Origin of the sequence: Microbulbifer variabilis ATCC 700307 (assembly GCF_000380565.1) — a bacterium.
GTDB classification, from domain to species: Bacteria; Pseudomonadota; Gammaproteobacteria; order Pseudomonadales; family Cellvibrionaceae; genus Microbulbifer; species Microbulbifer variabilis.
Map to the genome: position 1 here is coordinate 377,942 of NZ_AQYJ01000024.1, position 16,995 is coordinate 394,936.

General features: G+C 44.8%; 13 protein-coding genes. 8 read left to right on the forward strand and 5 right to left on the reverse strand.

Annotated features, from left to right (window positions below; translation table 11 throughout):
* The first annotated feature begins 31 nt into the window (after positions 1-31).
* Complete coding sequence (locus tag G367_RS0108530) at positions 32-2,215, forward strand: S9 family peptidase (RefSeq protein WP_020412701.1); 2,184 nt, start codon at positions 32-34, stop codon at positions 2,213-2,215.
* A 134-nt stretch (positions 2,216-2,349) separates the two neighbouring features.
* Here the strand turns inward: G367_RS0108530 and G367_RS0108535 are convergent, their stop codons facing one another.
* Positions 2,350-3,807, reverse strand: coding sequence for an amidohydrolase (locus G367_RS0108535; protein WP_020412702.1), 1,458 nt, complete (start codon positions 3,805-3,807; stop codon positions 2,350-2,352).
* 226 nt (positions 3,808-4,033) lie between these two features.
* On the opposite strand from G367_RS0108535, the gene G367_RS0108540 reads away from it, so the two are divergent.
* Entirely contained in the window at positions 4,034-4,702 is a 669-nt protein-coding gene (locus G367_RS0108540) for a DNA-3-methyladenine glycosylase I (RefSeq protein ID WP_020412703.1), read from the forward strand.
* Positions 4,703-4,787: 85 nt separating this feature from the next.
* On the opposite strand, the gene G367_RS0108545 is transcribed toward G367_RS0108540, so the two are convergent.
* Positions 4,788-5,555 (reverse strand): SIMPL domain-containing protein, encoded by a 768-nt coding sequence (locus tag G367_RS0108545; RefSeq protein ID WP_020412704.1) that lies wholly within the window; start codon positions 5,553-5,555, stop codon positions 4,788-4,790.
* A gap of 493 nt (positions 5,556-6,048) precedes the next feature.
* Between G367_RS0108545 and G367_RS0108550 the strand changes: the two genes are divergently transcribed.
* Together G367_RS0108550 and G367_RS0108555 are read left to right on the forward strand one after the other, a co-directional pair.
* Positions 6,049-8,238, forward strand: coding sequence for a hypothetical protein (locus G367_RS0108550; RefSeq protein ID WP_020412705.1), 2,190 nt, complete (start codon positions 6,049-6,051; stop codon positions 8,236-8,238).
* Positions 8,239-8,657: 419 nt separating this feature from the next.
* On the forward strand, positions 8,658-9,875 hold the full coding sequence (locus G367_RS0108555) for a hypothetical protein (RefSeq protein WP_020412706.1): 1,218 nt from the start codon (positions 8,658-8,660) through the stop codon (positions 9,873-9,875).
* 85 nt (positions 9,876-9,960) lie between these two features.
* On the opposite strand, the gene G367_RS0108560 is transcribed toward G367_RS0108555, so the two are convergent.
* Entirely contained in the window at positions 9,961-10,875 is a 915-nt protein-coding gene (locus G367_RS0108560) for an alpha/beta hydrolase (RefSeq protein WP_020412707.1), read from the reverse strand.
* Positions 10,876-10,947: 72 nt separating this feature from the next.
* Between G367_RS0108560 and G367_RS0108565 the strand changes: the two genes are divergently transcribed.
* On the forward strand, positions 10,948-11,478 hold the full coding sequence (locus G367_RS0108565) for a redoxin domain-containing protein (protein ID WP_020412708.1): 531 nt from the start codon (positions 10,948-10,950) through the stop codon (positions 11,476-11,478).
* A gap of 684 nt (positions 11,479-12,162) precedes the next feature.
* On the opposite strand, the gene G367_RS0108575 is transcribed toward G367_RS0108565, so the two are convergent.
* The gene (locus G367_RS0108575) at positions 12,163-12,549 is read right to left on the reverse strand and encodes a DUF2750 domain-containing protein (protein ID WP_020412710.1); all 387 of its coding nucleotides are present in this window, start codon (positions 12,547-12,549) and stop codon (positions 12,163-12,165) included.
* A gap of 437 nt (positions 12,550-12,986) precedes the next feature.
* Between G367_RS0108575 and G367_RS0108580 the strand changes: the two genes are divergently transcribed.
* From G367_RS0108580 to G367_RS0108590, 3 genes are read left to right on the forward strand one after another with little or no spacing between them, the layout of a single operon-like run.
* Positions 12,987-13,703, forward strand: coding sequence for a hypothetical protein (locus tag G367_RS0108580; protein WP_020412711.1), 717 nt, complete (start codon positions 12,987-12,989; stop codon positions 13,701-13,703).
* Between the two features lie 21 nt (positions 13,704-13,724).
* Positions 13,725-14,738, forward strand: coding sequence for a sensor histidine kinase (locus G367_RS0108585; protein WP_020412712.1), 1,014 nt, complete (start codon positions 13,725-13,727; stop codon positions 14,736-14,738).
* 12 nt (positions 14,739-14,750) lie between these two features.
* On the forward strand, positions 14,751-15,497 hold the full coding sequence (locus G367_RS0108590; protein WP_020412713.1) for a LytR/AlgR family response regulator transcription factor: 747 nt from the start codon (positions 14,751-14,753) through the stop codon (positions 15,495-15,497).
* A gap of 156 nt (positions 15,498-15,653) precedes the next feature.
* Here the strand turns inward: G367_RS0108590 and G367_RS0108595 are convergent, their stop codons facing one another.
* On the reverse strand, positions 15,654-16,919 hold the full coding sequence (locus G367_RS0108595; RefSeq protein ID WP_020412714.1) for a ribonucleotide-diphosphate reductase subunit beta: 1,266 nt from the start codon (positions 16,917-16,919) through the stop codon (positions 15,654-15,656).
* Between the last annotated feature and the right edge of the window lie 76 nt (positions 16,920-16,995).

Below are 16,995 nucleotides of genomic sequence, written 5' to 3' on the forward strand. Positions count from 1 at the left end.
AGAAAATGGAACTGTAGAGGAATAAGAATTAATGAAAACCACCACCGCGACGTTAGTACTCGCCCTGGGCCTTGCCGCTTGTGGCAAGTCCAGTGATGAGACAGCTAACGCTAATTTAGATGCAATAACACCTTCTGAGCAGCCATCGGCTCCAGTTGCTAAAAAAGTGCCTCATAAGATGATTGTGCACGGTCATGAGCGTATAGATAACTACTATTGGATGCGCGATGACGAACGCAAGGCTCCAGAAGTCATCGCGCATCTTGAGGCGGAAAATACTTATACTGATACTGTTATGCGCCACACTAAAGAGTTGCAGGAACTACTCTTTGAGGAAATGACGGGGCGACTGGAGAAGGATAAATCAACTGTACCTGTGTACCACAATGGATACTGGTATTACACCCGTTACCTGCCGGAAAAAGAATATGCTATTCATGCACGCCGCAAAGGTAGCCTGGAAGCTGCTGAGGAGGTGATGCTGGATGTCAACCAACTGGCGAAAGATTCAGGTTATTTCAGTGTTGGGCGCCTAGGGGTGTCTCCCAGCAATAGGTTGTTGGCATATCCGGAGGATAATGTAGGGCGTCGTGTTTACACTATTCGTTTCAAAGATCTGAAAACTGGGGAATTGCTGCCTGATAAGTTGGAGAATGCCTCCCCGGTAGCTGTTTGGGCTAACGATAACCAGACAGTTTTCTACATTAATAAAGACCGCCAGACCTTGCTTGGTTATCAGGTAATGCGCCATAAGTTAGGGACGCCGCAAAGTGAAGATGTCGTTGTTTATGAAGAGCGTGACAAAGCATTTTATACTTGGATTTCCAAATCAAGAGATGGGGAGCTGGTGAGGATTCACCACAGTTCCACAACCAGCAGTGGCCAGTCAATCCTGGATGCTAACACCCCGCTCACTGACTTTTCACCTTTGCATCCCCGCGAAGAGGATCATGAATATTCAGCTCTAAAGCTGGGAGATGAATTTTATATCCTGACCAATTGGCAAGCTGAAAACTTCCGCTTGATGAAAGCTGCACTGGCAGATGCTGCAGATAAGTCTAAGTGGCAGGAGGTGATACCACACAACAACGATGTTTTATTGGAAGATTTCACCTTATTTAACCATCACCTTGCTGTGATAGAGCGAAAAGCTGGTCAAACGGGTCTTAGGATTATCAATCTCGAGAACAATAAAGATATTCAGGTAGGTTTTAATGATCCAGTATATAGATTGGGCCTGAGCGCGAACCCCAACCTGGATTCTAATAGCGTACGGGTATCTTATTCGAGTTTGACGACACCAAATAGTGTTTATGAGGCCGAGCTAGATACCGGTAATCTGGAGCTGCTTAAGCAAGATATAGTTCCTGGTGGCTTTGATCCAGAGCACTATCAAAGTGAAGGCATTCTGATTACTGCCCGCGATGGGGTAAAAGTGCCGGTATCTCTTGTGTATCGGAAAGATAAATTCCGGCAGGATGGTTCTAACCCTTTACTGCAGTACGCTTATGGCTCCTATGGTAGTACGGTGGACCCCTGGTTCCGCTCTTCTGTGATTTCACTGCTTGATCGCGGCTTTGTATTTGCGATTGCTCATATTCGCGGCGGCCAAAAATTGGGGCGGGCTTGGTATGAAGATGGAAAGATGTTCAATAAGAAGAACACTTTTACGGACTTTATCGATGTAACCAAAGGCCTTACTAAGATGAAGTATGGCGCTCCAGATAAGATATTCGCTTCAGGCGGTAGTGCCGGTGGTCTGTTAATGGGGGCCGTCGTGAATATGTCTCCGGAGTTATATCGGGGAGTGACTGCGGCAGTACCATTTGTCGATGTTGTGACCACTATGCTGGATGAGTCTATTCCTCTGACAGTCAACGAATATGATGAATGGGGAAACCCGAATAATAAAGATAGCTATGAATATATGCTGTCATATTCACCCTACGATCAGGTGAAGGCACAAGACTATCCCAATCTGCTTGTAACTACTGGACTGCATGACTCCCAGGTACAGTATTTTGAGCCTATGAAGTGGGTGGCTAAGTTACGTGAGTTTAAAACTGATAAAAACCGGCTGCTGTTCAATGTAAATATGGAGGCCGGACATGGCGGCTCTTCCGGTCGCTTTCGCCGTTACCATGAAACTGCTTTGCAGTATGCCTTTTATCTGGATCTCATCGGGCAGGAGGCAGTTGCTGTACCTGTAGAGTAACTGGAGTCTCACTTTAAGAAACGCGCACTTCTCCACTTTGAGGATGTAGCGAAAGTTGCAGCTTGGAAATAAGGGAGGCAAAGCTTTTGGTAGGCTTGCTTCCCTTTTCTAATTCAAGAGAGAGTGAAATTTACTTATTTGCGGTAGTCAAGCGGTGGCTTGCGATTGCCGAGAAGGGGGATGTACTCAAAGCTCTCTCCACGCTTTTGGCTGAACTCTTGCTTAGCCTGTTCCACCAGTTCAGGGTACTTCAGTAATTGAATTCCAGTGAGTGCCAGGGTTTCTGCAGCTAAAAGCATCCCTTTGTGACCAATACTTGTCCCTCCTGCCGCTACGGCCTGCCAGGTATGGGCTGATGTGCCCGGAACCCAGGTTGCGGTGGTAAAACCGCCTGTAGGCACATTCCAACTTACGTCCCCCACATCGGTGGAGCCGGGGAAGGGGGCCTCGCTAGGGTTATAGTCGACAATGTTTTCTTGGTCACCGATTTGACGACCGGGGCGGTGAGTAAGTCCCTCCAGGTTCTTGGCAAATTCCAATTCATCGGTTGAGTACTGGATACCGCCAAATTGCCGCATACTGGAATCGATAAGGCGATTCAGCGTTTGGTTTGGTAGAAGACTATGGTTACCATGAATTACCTCCCACTCCACTTCAGTACCTGTGCCTTGGGCGGCAGAGCGCGCTATCTCTTCCACGCGTGACCATACTGGCTCTAGGTCTGCAGCACTGCGATCACGTACATAGTAAAAGACCTCTGCATTGGCTGGAACGACATTGGGTGCCATTCCACCATTTGTAATTACATAATGAATGCGGGTGCTGTCTGGTACATGTTCACGCAACATGTTTACCATGAAGTTCATAGCCTCGACGCCGTCCAAAGCGGAGCGGCCATGTTCAGGTGCAGCGGCTGCATGGCTGGCAATACCCTTGAAACGAAATTTTGCAGACTTGTTTGCCAGGCTGGATTGTGGGTGAGCTTCATTTTGGTCACCCGGGTGCCACTGTAGAACTATGTCGGTATCTTCAAAAGCGCCAGCTCTTACCATATAGACCTTGCCAGAGCCTCCCTCCTCAGCTGGCGTACCATACAGGCGAATCTCACCGTCCGTGTCAGTTTCCTGTAACCAACGACTGAGCATAACCGCTGCTGTTGTTGATCCAGCGCCAAACAAGTGATGTCCACAGGCGTGCCCAGCGTTCTGCTTCTCAATCGGGCTATGGTAGGGCACCGCTTTTTGGGAGACTCCGGGTAGCGCATCCATTTCTGCCAGTAGTCCAATGGTTGGTCCTCCTCGTCCCTGTTTAAAGGTGGCGACGAAAGCAGTGGGTATGTCTGCGATACCCTCTTCGATCCTGAAACCCGCAGCTTTCAACTGAGCTTGGATGGCCGCACTGCTGAGGGTTTCCTGATAACCTACCTCGGCCAAACTCCACAGGTGATCAGCGAGTTCAATAGCCTGGGATTTCATCTGTTCAGATTGGCTGCTAACCCAACTAGCATCCTCTGGTAGTGATTCAGGCCCTGAAGCATCTGCTGTAGCAACTGAGATAGCAAAAATAAGGGCGGGGAGTGTACGTCGGACCATATGGAACTCCTGCTGTTATAAAATAGATATTCAAGAAAGTAGGTGTATACAAAGTATCAGTTTGGGGAGAGTTTTTCTCTGTTTTCATTACTCAGGTGAGTCCTAATTTACTCACCAGAAATCAGGCTGGGAGTGAGTCCCTATTTAAAAGTCTCTTGTCATTTTACTAGTCGTCCTTGCTTTAGGCTGATATAAGTCGGTATGAATTTTTACGGAGTATTTTTACATGCGTAATTTTTTAGATATTGAGGCTCCGGTAATTGATAGATTTGGAGGAGAGGCAGGCCTTGAAGCAAGATTGACAAAACCCAAGGCGGCGGAGCAGATCCAGTCTATTCCCAATAGTCAGTGGCTATCTGCCGCCTCAAGGGCTGTTTTTCAGGCGGGATTTAGCTGGAAGGTGGTGGAGAAAAAATGGCCAGGTATTGAGAATATCTTTCATGGGTTTGACCTATCTTTTTGCCGGTACTTGCCGGAAGAGGTACTTGATGACCTGATGCACCAGGAGGGAATGATAAAGCATTGGACGAAAACACGATCGATACCAAGGAATGCAGATTTTTTTTGGCAGCTGTCTAATAAGCTCGGCAGTCTGGGAAGCTATTTTTCCAGCTGGAATACAGCTAATTATATAGAGAATCTAAAGTATCTGCGCAGGGGCGGAGATAGGTTGGGAGGTAAAACTGCTCAAGTATTCTTACGCCGAATGGGGGTAGATACTCTGGTTTTTGCTAGCGATACCATAAGGGCGCTTGTCAGGGAGGGAGTAGTGGATAAATCTCCCTCTTCAAAAAAGGACTGGGCAGCATTGCAAGAAGCAATTGAAACCTGGCAAATGCAATCCAATCGCAGTTTGAATGAAATTAGCCAGATATTGTCACTATCTGTAGGGTGAGTTTAGGGGTGCTGGATAGGGGGTGGTGATAGCTATCCAGCGCTTCATTCAGATACCGAAGTCAAGCCCTTATTCAAAGGCTGATTTATTGGGTTCTGGACTCAGACTGAATTCTAAAATCTACTGCAAGATCTGCTTCATATAGAATCTCATCAAAGGAAGGTTCCTGCTCGAAAGAGTAAAGGTCATCCTGTTGTACTCTGGAGCCAGTGACTACGACTTCCTCAATAGCCATGGCACCACCGGTGGCTCGAAAGTACGTGTTATTTTTCCGAATGCCGACGGGTATTAGTTTTACACCCAAAGCCATCTCATAGTCGGTTTTCTGTTGTAAAATATTTTGTAGGGCTTGAGACTGTACCTCTTTGTTGGTCTGCCTCTCTTTTGAATGCTCAAATGCAGTGTTTACAATCATAACCTCTTTATTTTGATCTGCGAGCCGGGCGACAGCTTGTAGCTGATCTTCTCCCTCTATTGTAATTGCTACTCGATTCATTACTTTGTAGCTGTTAGGCCTTTTGCCTAGCCAGCCAAATTGTGGAGAAGAAGAAAATCTGGAGTTCTTGATTTTATCTTGATCAATGCCTGTTGTAATGAGGCTCTGTCGGAGCTTTGTACGAAGAGAGTGATTTGCTGTGATGGCATCTGATAATTGTTCTTCTTCGGTAGTAACGACTAAGCTGATGATGGCACGGTCAGAATAAGCGGTTTCTTCAGCGCTACCACGGATTGTGACAATATTGTCTGCAGGATATAGGATTCCGCGTAATTCTTGAGGAGAACCCTTTATTTCTGGTTCTGCTACGCAGATATTGGATAGAAGAAAGGTAAATAACAGTAGCATCCTGTTCATTTTGATTTCTCACTTTGAAAAGTCGTTGTTGGTGGGCTTATATTAAAAATTAGCTGAAGTTGTAATTATATTTGCAAACCCCTCCGAGGTCATTAATTAGTCATAAGTGACCAAAATCACTAAAAACTGATTTAAATTGCCAAAGTGTGACAAGTTGAGTGTTAGGCGTTCTGGGGAAATAAATTCTGATTTTTATCAAATAACTTTTCTAGATGACTTTGGGTCGCCCGGGGCTTAGGAAAGTCTTTTTAGGGAATTTTTCTGGCTAATTTCATCTATATAAAAGCTTTTATCTATACTTTTTCCAGGTTTTTATCCTATGCATATTTATTCCTCAGGCTTACTTTGAACCAGTAGACACTTTTTGCTTTAGCTACTTCGCAGAAAATCGATTGCATAGCCTTTAAGGTCGGCCGTTGTTTCTAGGTGGGACAACCTGGCTAGGCCCAGCCAATAACTATATTTGTAGCGACTTTCTGGAAGAGCAGAACTCATGGGAACATTATTTAACAAGAAATTACTTGCAGTTACCTTAGTAACACTTCTGACCGCCTGTGGTGGGGGTGGCGGGGGAGACTCATCTTCTGATACTGACCAACCTGCAGGAGATGGTGGTAGTGGACAGGGTTCCGGAAATGGGCAAGGAGGCGCAGGTGATACGCCAATATCAGATAATGTCGGTACTTCAGTGATGGTCGGTGATGTAGAAGTCACTGAGCTTGGATTTGCCACTTTGACAGCTGTGGATGTGACCTTGCCTGATGCAATGAATAACGCCAAAGAAGTCTATCAAATGGCTCACTATATTGCTCGGACAGATGGTGAGCAGAATGAAAATGACATTGATATCCCTATTCGTAACTATGTAGCTACCTGTGCGACGGACACCGAGACTCCCCGAATGTTTGTCTCAACAACTTTATCTGAGGGGACCAGCGCTGACGATACCACCTATGGTTCCGTGTATGAACTAAAATATAACCCCGAAACCTCCAGCTTCGACCAGACAGGCAATGCGACAATTTTAAAACAATGCCATGAATCCCATGGTATTGCCGCGAGCAAAGATTGCTCCCGAGTGGCAGTACTTTGTAATACAGATTACCAGGCGCATGAACGCTACGAGGTTCAAGGGGACCTTGTGGAGCAGTATGGTAGCGGTTGGATGACAATGGAAGATAATATTGACAAAATTGAAGCACGAATTAGTAATGAAATTGGCTTAATGGTGGCCACTAATCATGGAAAATTCATTGATTTCTTCACTGAGCACCCGACATTAAAATTTGATGATTTTCTCCCCGGTTTGAAAAGCACGTTCCCTGATACTGATTTCGGTGAATCACCTTCCTTTACTACCATTAAAGGTGCTGAAATGCAGGAGGAAATGGAATATATCATAGATAATTTATCCTCTGCCGATCACGATGCTCTTCTACAACATATTCGTGACAATGGTTACAAATATAATGATCAGATATGGCTGCTGGAGTGGGAGAGCGAAGCTCTGAGTGAAACGCCCGATGCTTATGTAGTAAATAAAATGCATGGCGGATCTCATGTGGGAACAGAAGAATTGGTTTACGTGGATACAGATAGCCAGGGGAGGTCTAGCTATGCTTTCTCGGCCTCAGCCCGTGTATTCGATAATGAAGGGGACTCACATTATTCTGCGGGCTTAACGGTTATCAATCGAAATGATTGGTCGCTGAATATGAGTGGTTCGGATAATCGCGGTTGGTATTGGGCTTGTGGCGATGGCCATGTTGTCAATATCCGGGCATTCTATAATCCCGATAATGAGAAATATGGGGCTCTATGCACTAGCGACTGGAATGACTGGATTGGCAGCACTCACGGTCAGCTTGGAACTATCGCGATTAAAATGGAAACCTCAAGTTCGAGCTCTGAAGGCTATTTTAACCATTTTGTACCTTCAACCGCGGCAATGGTCTCCAATGGTGGAGGGCATACTGTTGTGCCCCTGGATGCAGATACTAATTTGTCATTAATTGTCTCTCCAAAATTTATTGCTGATGCCGATATGGATCGGTTTCTACAAGATGAAGTGGGTGTAGACCCTAGCAAAGAGGGGCCATTTGACGAGGAGTGTTCAGATTATGATGAAAATAACTGCTTCCTCTCTTATATGTCTTACAATTATTGGTACCCAGAGAAAGCCCAGTTTCCTTCAATTGAGCGTCAAGGACTTTATTCAGGAGATGCTCTGGATCCTTCCTCTCTGACACGCATTGGTATTGCTAAGGTCAATGGTAGTGGAAGCATTAGTGGGCAAGGCTTTAAGTGGCTGGTAGAGGATAATGATTGCCAGGTTAGTGATCCTCAGCTAGTTGACTTAAAAAATGGTCGTTATTTATTCGGATATGCCAAGTTCCAGTGTATCTCGGATAACTTACCCTTTGATCGAATTTATAGCCCAAAGTCATTACGTCTCTTGGTTCCCAAAGCCTACTATGTGATGGAAATTGATGCGGACTTGAATGTTCTTGAAGGGCCGATTCAGTTGCCTAATCATGGTTGGGGTGGATTGGATGAGCCTATGTATATGGGTGGTGGCAAGGTAGCTTGGAGTTACATCAAGAACCCAACTTTTGAAAACTATGGTGGTGGTCAGCAGAATACGTGGCAGGCGATGATTTATCACTCAAAAAGCGTTAACTAATTCGATTGTAATTTGATCAGCAGTTTTAATTTTCTGCGCGCTTTTTATAGAGGGTTTGTTGACTAAAAAGGGGGGGGAAGCCCCCTTTTTCACATTTGCTATTTTTCGGCCTGGTTAAAATTTGGACAAAAAATCTATCCAGATATGGGGTTCTTCCTGTGCGGTCTGTTTGATTTACCAGGGCTTTGGTCAAGATTTATAAGTTTTTTAAAATATATTTGGTTAACTGCCTGAATACTTGCCTTCTGACTAACTGGTCTGCAAGCATGTCGCTCCGGGTTCTCGTTTGGCGCTTGAAGTCCTATTACCGCAATATCTTCTCCAGATAAGTTTGCCAGTCCAAAAATAGTATTCCGGCCAATAAAAATAATTTTTTGGAAGTGTGAAGTGGGGCTGGGAAAAAATATAAGGATACAACAATGACATTCTACAAACGATTGGGTGTAAGTCTCTCTCTTGCACTTGCTGGGCTCATGGCGTCAGCTTTTGCAGCAGCTGACAACTGCTATATTCTCGTCCATGGTCATGGTACCGAAGGGCATATTAAACAGCGCACTGATTCTCAAGGTAAGCTGGAACAGCCAGCCCTGGATTATTGGAGCGAGGCCTTCTTTGATAAATACAATGGTAGTAATTTTATCCAGCAGTTGCGCATGAACGGTGGCAACTACGGAGTAGTTGGATATAACTCCACCGATGAGGGTGAAATGCCCTATTGGCATGATGGTACAGCAGGTGAGATTGCCCGGCAGATCATTGATATTCGCAGTGGTAAGGGAGATGGATACGAGCATGATAATCAGTGTGAAGCCGATGATACCTTTTGGGTGATTGCTCATAGCCAGGGTGCGGCGCAAATGATGTACCTCACCGGCAATGCTGTACCCGGATCTCCTTACTACAATCGCGCTTATAACCAGTTTGACACAAATACTGTTACTGAAAGCTCAAAGGTTTGTACTGGCAGATGGTTCTGGAAGAGATGTAAAACCGAAACCAAGACCTATAACGTAGCTGGTTTAGATGACCGTTATGCGGTTGAGGTTGACTTTAATAAAGCGATTAGTGGTATTGCTGCAATTTTCACTACTGGTGGTGCTATTACCGGCACAGAATTTGTCGATCGGCTGTGTAACGGTAGTTGGATAGAAAGCGTGGTCAATGATCTGTTTATAGGTCGAGAGTGCTCAGCGGTGCGCTATCTGCAGACAAATGATGTTTATGCGGTGCGTAACTATGTAGGTACAAATTTGGCTGCACCGGTTTATACCATTGGCGGTTATGCGGGCTTCCCTGGCATTGCAACTGCAAGTTCCCTGTTGTTGGGCGGTGAAGACGACGGTTATATTAACCTGGCGTCTCAGATGAACTGTTCTGGCTCAGGGAAGCGCAACCTCTACTCAAACCTGAAAGAATACAAAACCTTCCTGGGTATCGCATACGGTAGCGCGATCTTCTCCTGTGATAATGATCACAAAGGTACTGCACGCTCTTATAACCTGGCGAGCCTCTATACTGACCATGATGCTCAGCGTAACGGCGGTATTATGGCCCCAGACTACACTGGTATCCCCGGTGGCCTGAACTGTGGTGCCGGTAAAAATACGGCTGGTCGTATTGCTGCCTGTACAGAGTAATTAGCTCATCGTTTTAAAAAGCCCGCTTTTAAGCGGGCTTTTTAGTTTGCGGGAATCACATATTTACTGCTATTAATTTTTAGCTCTAGTGATCCTCTGCCACTTGTAAATTGTTCTCTGCTTTCATACGAGATACTTCGATCTCTTCCGCAAAAATCTCATGGATGCCGAAACGGTAACTGTCAGTACTGTTTGCCGCATGGGTACCGCCCGGAATCGTTGTAAATGCAATGCGCCAGGGAGTGTTCTCTCGTTCTTTCCAGTGCTTATGCCAGGAGAGTGCATCATTGCGTAGGTTTGGCATGTCTTTAGAGCCACTGGTTACTACCAGAGTCAGATCCTCTCTTGTCGCTTGTACAGGTTCCCTATGGAAAAACTCCTGCTGTGGAAGAAAGGTGGCGTTACTAGCTATCAAGCCTTGAAATAAGTCGGGCTTAGTAAAGGCCGTGTACAGTACAAAATGCCCCCCGCGGCTTTGACCGAAGAGAACCCGTTGCTGAGGGTCTACCGCGTAGCGGCTTTCAACTGCTGGCAAGAGCTCCTGCTCTAGAAAGTTGAGAAACTGTGCTGCACCGCCGTACTTAAGTGTGTCACTGTCACTGGGTAGCGAAAAGTCAAAACTGCGATGATTGATCTCGGGTTTAAATGAGCCGTATGCAATACCTACGATAATCGCCTCGGGGGCGTAATCGTCGTAATGCATAAACAGGTGATTAGTAGCCAAAATTGGGAACAGGGAATCCCCATCGAGGAGATAAATTACCGGGTAAGTTGTATCCTCGTTTGAATTGTAGCCCTCAGGCAGGCGAGTATAGATATGGTAGGGGCGCCCAATAATCGTTGAATCCAACTTAAAGTAGTCCCCTTTCAGGGCAGGCAAAAACTCGAGTGGTTGGGAATGATTTTCAGGAGAAGAGTTACTTTGGTGGTTAGCAGGGCAGCCACTTAGCAGTCCGGTTGCTAGTAGCGTTGATAGAAAACGAATAAGGGGATTTTTCATCGAGTCTCCTATACTAACGGTGGGATTCATTGGTTGACTAGGTCTCTACTTATATTCTCAAGTGGGGTGCTAATGAGCAATATAAAGCTTGCTTCTGGTAGAGATTTCCCTTCCATAAAGGTACAGCGACTTGGCGGAGGTGAGTTGGTGCTGGGGAAGCCCGACGGTAGTTTTCATTGGCAGATGGTAGTCGCTTACCGAGGTAAGCACTGCCCTCTTTGTACCAAGTATTTGCGTGTATTGAGTGTGCTACTACCCCGCTATCATGCGGAGGGTATTGACGTGGTTGCTGTCTCTGCCGATACCGAGGAAAAAGCTTCTCTGCATATGGAAACAATTCAGCCGGGATTTACTATCGGTTACGGTTTATCAATACCCCAAATGCAGCAGCTTGGGCTCTATATTTCAAAACCCCGCTCCCCAGAAGAAACAGACAGGCCCTTTGCTGAACCGGGTGTTTTTGTCATCAACGAATCAGGAAGGCTGCAAATAGTCGATATTTCCAATGCACCTTTTGCAAGGCCTGACTTGCAAACGCTATTGGTGGGTATCGAGTTTATTCGAAATCCTGATAATCATTACCCAATTAGGGGAACATATTAGGAGTTTTTAAATACACAGCTAATTTGGGGAGACTGCTTTTTGGATTAAAAGTTCATAGTAAAGTTAGGGGTCTTGAATTTAAGGGGGGAGGGTAGTGATGAACGCTTTGCTATCTAAAGTTAATGATTCCAAGCTTACTCTAATTGCTAGTAGAAAATTTATATTTATTGATGGCCTTAACAAAAAACTATATCTGTTTATGGTAGAGAGATTATTACTCAGTATCAATTTCTCGATAAAGCGTTTGTTACCCTACATGATTGGCGGTCTCTGGATCAGGGAGTTAATATCTATCTGCTCTCTATAGGGGGAGTTGTGGATTTTACTTTGAATTCGGATGTCGACTTGTGGGGAGGTTTGGATGACGTAAAAGTTATCTAGCCGAATACTATTTGCTTTGCCGAATTCTTTGCGCTGGCGACTGCGCTGCTATGAGTGAGCAAAGCCGATTTTTATATCTTTCTACGCCTTTTGGCTTTTGGTGGTGTCGAAACTTATTTCATTCCTGATTTTCATTGCAGCGTCTCAAGTGAATCGTATATATAAATATCAGGCGGCGAATCTGTAAATGTCTATTTCCTAAGCAAGAAAACAGGTGTTTAGCCTGTTATCTTACTTTTATTCAATGGAATTAAGCTTCTTTGTCAGATTATTGAAACGATAGCTTCAATATGAATGGCTCATTTAGAAGTTGTTCAGTTCTTCCCGCAGATCGACCTCTAGCTCCTCTGAGTTAGTAATCCATACGCTTTTATCCGACGCAGGAAACACACCTATTTCAATGCCGTCACCTTTTAAGCCGGAAAGCCACTTCTTTAAAAACTGTGGTAAGGGAATACTTTTAGGGGTGAGGCCTGCTTCATTCTCAGCATAGGCTTGGGCAAATTCAGCGCTTGGCCATACTGGTAGATATTCAAAGCCACCGTCTTCATCGGTGTGTATTTTAAGAAAGCAATTTTGGCTATCGATCAGTATCCAGATCTCCCGCTCTTCTCCGGCTATGCTCAGGAAATACTCATAGCGATCTTCACAGCTCAAGGTAGCAATATCGTTCAAATCAGGGGTGTTCATAGAGAATTCACAATCATAAATTTAAGACGGGCGGCTACGACAGACAGCGTCTTCTTGGGGGTTGAGTGCAGCTAGTATGAGTTATTATGCGCCAATTTTGAATCTTGTCCAAACTGTTTAACCTATTGATAGGCGTCAATGGTGATCTATAAGGGCTTTAGTGGAACATAAATCTAGTTTGAGGGAGGTAGTAAGAATAGGGACTCACTATATGCTGTATTCCCAAAGTCACTATCTATACATGGTGATTGCTATTGTTATCTGACTGTACATATCTCAAAAACAATCCTCTCGATGTTTCACAAAGGCCTCTTGAGCACATCTTATTTGGCTTTTCCCCCTGTTTATTTAGGTTCTCCCCCCGTTCACAGCTTTCTTCTAGAACACTTTCCTTCTACCCCCTAACTTTGAGGTTTTATTTAGGTAAGGTAGTTAACATGGAAAATCAAAGACAAGTATCAAGTCATCAAAGCAAAATTAATGTACTACTAGCATTAAGCGTACTTTTTTTGGGCGGCTTAATGGGGCTTAAGAGGGATACAGTTGAGTTTGAAGAGATTTTTGTCGAGCGAATCAATATTGTAGAAAAGAACGGATTAAATCGTATGGTTCTAGCAAACTCAGATAAGGCGCCAGGGGTCGAAAGGTATGGGCGAGAGGTATTTCGATCAAAGTCCTCTAGGCCTGGGATGATTTTTTACAATGATGAGGGGACTGAAAATGGGGGATTTATATTTCGAGGAAGTCAGGACGGTGGTATAACTAACCATGGGTTACATCTATCTTTTGATAGATATAATCAAGATCAAACTCTAATGGTGCAACACATTGAAAGTTCTGATTATATGGTCACGGGCCTTACAGTAATGGACCGTCCTGATCAGGATATGGATTTTGATCTGTCTAAGGAGTTTAGTGAGGCTAAAAGGCTTGGCGATAAAGAGCGAATAGCATGGTTAACAAAGCGGTATAAAGAAGAAAAGCTTGGCGGGACTAGAAGGGCTTTTTACGGTACCCTAAATGGTGATTCGAAGCTTCAGCTAAATGATATTGATGGAAACAAACGTATTCAGCTAATGGTTACCAAAGATGGTGAGGCAAAATTAGAGTTTCTCGATGTCAATGGTCAGGTTATTATGCGTCTTCCGCAGTAAATAAATAAGTAAAGTATAAAGATGAGCAAGGCAGCCATTATTTTTTTGACGACGTGTTTCTCAATTTTGGTTGTCTTGTACTCTGCTACAATAAAAGCTACTCCGGGAAATGCCATCGTTATACATTATGATGCACCAATTTGGATTGTATTGCAGTGCTTTCTCTCTCAATGGTTATCGTTGAAAGTATATGGCACGTTAATACCAAGTAAAAAAGAGGATAATATATCCATCCAATTCTTCCTTGCAGTTTTTGTAATTAGCGGCTTTATCTACCTTTTCCTGGCAATATTTCTTACTTTGTCTTTGGAGCTTTTCTTTGGTATCCAGGAGATAGATAAAAGACATGTGTCCTTACTTGCGTTGAGTTTGATTTTTTTACATGTTTTAAATTGTGGTGCAGTTATTTCCTTTAAGCTAATTAAAGGGGTTAATGAGCAACGTCTAGATTTGGAGAGAGTGCAAAAGTTACTTTTGGAGAAGCAGCTTGAAGCCATGCAGCAGAAGCTGGATCCTCATTTCTTATTTAATAATCTTAATGTTCTGTCGGCACTTATAGGTTCCAATCCTGAGGTAGCTGATGAGTTTCTAGATAAATTTACAAATATCTATCGCTATGTCTTAGAGTGTCAAGATTTCAAAACGATAAGTCTTGATCGTGAAATTACTTTTGCAATGGATTATATGTCATTGGTGGAGCAAAGGTTTTCTCATGCGTACAAATTAGATGTTGAATGTAGAAGAAATACTTTATATCAACATGTAACTTTACCTTGCTCTCTTCAGTTGGCGCTGGAAAATGTAATCAAACATAACCAGGGGGATAGGGAGAATCCTTTATGGGTTAAAGTAATAGTGACTGATCACTGGCTTGAGGTGAGAAATAAAATAAGGCCAAAAGTTACAACGGTTCCTTCGGGAAAGTTAGGACTAATAAACCTGAGGAAAAGATCGGAGATGATCCTAGGTAGGTCAATAGAAGTCATGCAAAAGGATGGTGAATTCATGTTGCGCCTTCCACTAGCCTGTAACTAATGTAATCATTCGATGAATATTCTATTGATTGAGGATGAGCCGTTAACGGCCGAGAAACTAAAGAACTATATACTGAAGTATAACTCTCAAGCCAAAATCTTGGGTCCGTTGGAGAAGGTTGAAAAGGTTCGGAGATTTTTCCTGGAGGAAATCGAGTTAGATCTTATATTCTCAGATATAGAGCTGCTCGATGGGCCGGTGTTTCACGTGTTGAGTGAGATTGATTTACCCTGCCCGGTTATATATACCACCGCCCATGATTCCTATTGGATGAATGCTTTTCAAAATATGGGAATTGAATATTTACTTAAGCCATATTCTTACAAGCGTTTTACCGGTGCTATGCTGTCTTTCGAGCAGTTAAAGAGTAGTTTTTCAGATAAAAATTATGCCAAGGAAGAGCCGGCTGGCGGCGCTGGATTTAGATATAGATTTCTATTGAGAAAGGGCAGAGGTGTAGAGGTTTTATGGGTAGAAGATATTATTTGCCTAAGGGCTGAGCAAGGAATTATTGTTGCGCACGATAAAAAAGGGATGATTCACCCGTTAGTGCAACAGTCGGTGACTGATCTTGAGTCCCAGCTGAACCCTCAAAAATTTATTCGAATCAATCGTAGCGATATTGTCAATATCCAGTATGTGCAGCGCTTTGAGGCTTACGGTAAAGACACTCTCGCCGTTCATCTCTCAGGTTTGAACGAACCTCTCATAACTAGCAAGACAAGAAGTTCTGCTTTTCGGCGCTGGCTTGATAGTTAAACTTAGGCAGAAGTATTTGTGGGGTGAATACTAGGGAGAACCTTCAGCAGGCTATTATTAGGATAAAAAAAACGGGCATCAAGCCCGTTTTCAATACTTCTCTTCCTGTGAGCGACTACTTTCTCCTTTTTTAGTAATTCGCTTACCAGGAGGCGCTTACCACTGTAGTGCGCCACCGGTTTGATATTCAATAACCCGGGTTTCGAAGAAGTTTTTCTCTTTGCGCAGGTCCATGATTTCAGACATCCACGGGAATGGATTCTGGGCACCTGGGAACTGCTCTTTCAAGCCCAGCTGGCTGAGGCGGCGGTTGGCGATAAACTGGAGGTATTCCTCCATCATGTTCGCATTCATACCGAGCACACCGCGGGGCATGGTATCGCGGGCGTAGGCGACCTCGAGTTCCATACCTTCGAGAATCATTTGGGTTACTTCCTGTTGGAATTCTGCAGTCCACAGGTGTGGGTTTTCCAGCTTGATCTGGTTGATCACGTCGATGCCGAAGTTAAGATGCATAGACTCATCACGCAGAATGTACTGGAACTGTTCGGCAACCCCCGTCATTTTGTTACGGCGACCCATAGACAGTATTTGGCTGAAACCGCAGTAGAAGAAGATGCCTTCGGTGACGGCGTAGAAGGCGATCAGGTTGCGCAGCAGCTCCTGGTCGGATTCAACAGTGCCGGTTTTGAAGTTGGGATCACCGATTGCCTGGGTATGGGAAAGGCTCCAGGCTGCTTTCTTGGCAACTGCAGGCACTTCGCGGTACATATTGAAGACTTCACCTTCATCCATGCCCAGGGACTCAACACAGTACTGGTAGGCGTGAGTGTGGATAGCTTCTTCAAAAGACTGGCGCAGCAGGTACTGGCGGCACTCCGGGTTGGTGATATGGCGGTAGATCGCCAGCACCAGATTGTTGGCAACCAGGGAGTCTGCGGTGGAAAAATAACCGAGGGAATACTCCACGATGCGACGCTCATCCTCGGTGAGACCGTTAGGGTCTTTCCACATGGACACGTCTTTGTTCATGTTGATTTCCTGGGGCATCCAGTGATTGGCACAGCCATCCAGGTACTTTTGCCAGGCCCAGTCGTATTTAAAGGGCACTAACTGGTTGAGGTCAGCGCGGCAATTGATAATACGCTTTTCATCCACCTGGATACGGGCTGCGCCCATTTCCAGTTCTTCCAGGCCGGGAGCTGGGTCCATATTGGCAACTGTTGCCCGTGCAGCTTCAACAGCTGTGGAGCCACTTTGGGCCGCAGGCGACGCCGGAGTGGCTGTGGGAGCTGTTGCTTCCGCTGTGTAAGAAGCACTGGGTTCTTGCACAGCTTTCGCCTGGGTCTCCGGCGCCGGTCGCGGTTCGGTTGCTTTCTCAGGTTGTTGGGGCTTTGTTTCGAAGTCGTCCCAGCTCAGCATAGTTGGCCCTTTTGATTGGTCTCGGTATCGAAAGTTCGATATTAATTTTCTTCAATCTTCCTGGCGCGATACTCGC

Excerpts from the sequence above, each read along its gene's own strand:
- G367_RS0108530 (WP_020412701.1), top strand. The coding sequence starts at position 32 with ATGAAAACCACCACCGCGACGTTAGTACTCGCCCTGGGCCTTGCCGCT.
- G367_RS0108535 (WP_020412702.1), bottom strand. The coding sequence starts at position 3,807 with ATGGTCCGACGTACACTCCCCGCCCTTATTTTTGCTATCTCAGTTGCT.
- G367_RS0108540 (WP_020412703.1), top strand. The coding sequence starts at position 4,034 with ATGCGTAATTTTTTAGATATTGAGGCTCCGGTAATTGATAGATTTGGA.
- G367_RS0108545 (WP_020412704.1), bottom strand. The coding sequence starts at position 5,555 with ATGAACAGGATGCTACTGTTATTTACCTTTCTTCTATCCAATATCTGC.
- G367_RS0108550 (WP_020412705.1), top strand. The coding sequence starts at position 6,049 with ATGGGAACATTATTTAACAAGAAATTACTTGCAGTTACCTTAGTAACA.
- G367_RS0108555 (WP_020412706.1), top strand. The coding sequence starts at position 8,658 with ATGACATTCTACAAACGATTGGGTGTAAGTCTCTCTCTTGCACTTGCT.
- G367_RS0108560 (WP_020412707.1), bottom strand. The coding sequence starts at position 10,875 with ATGAAAAATCCCCTTATTCGTTTTCTATCAACGCTACTAGCAACCGGA.
- G367_RS0108565 (WP_020412708.1), top strand. The coding sequence starts at position 10,948 with ATGAGCAATATAAAGCTTGCTTCTGGTAGAGATTTCCCTTCCATAAAG.
- G367_RS0108575 (WP_020412710.1), bottom strand. The coding sequence starts at position 12,549 with ATGAACACCCCTGATTTGAACGATATTGCTACCTTGAGCTGTGAAGAT.
- G367_RS0108580 (WP_020412711.1), top strand. The coding sequence starts at position 12,987 with ATGGAAAATCAAAGACAAGTATCAAGTCATCAAAGCAAAATTAATGTA.
- G367_RS0108585 (WP_020412712.1), top strand. The coding sequence starts at position 13,725 with ATGAGCAAGGCAGCCATTATTTTTTTGACGACGTGTTTCTCAATTTTG.
- G367_RS0108590 (WP_020412713.1), top strand. The coding sequence starts at position 14,751 with ATGAATATTCTATTGATTGAGGATGAGCCGTTAACGGCCGAGAAACTA.
- G367_RS0108595 (WP_020412714.1), bottom strand. The coding sequence starts at position 16,919 with ATGCTGAGCTGGGACGACTTCGAAACAAAGCCCCAACAACCTGAGAAA.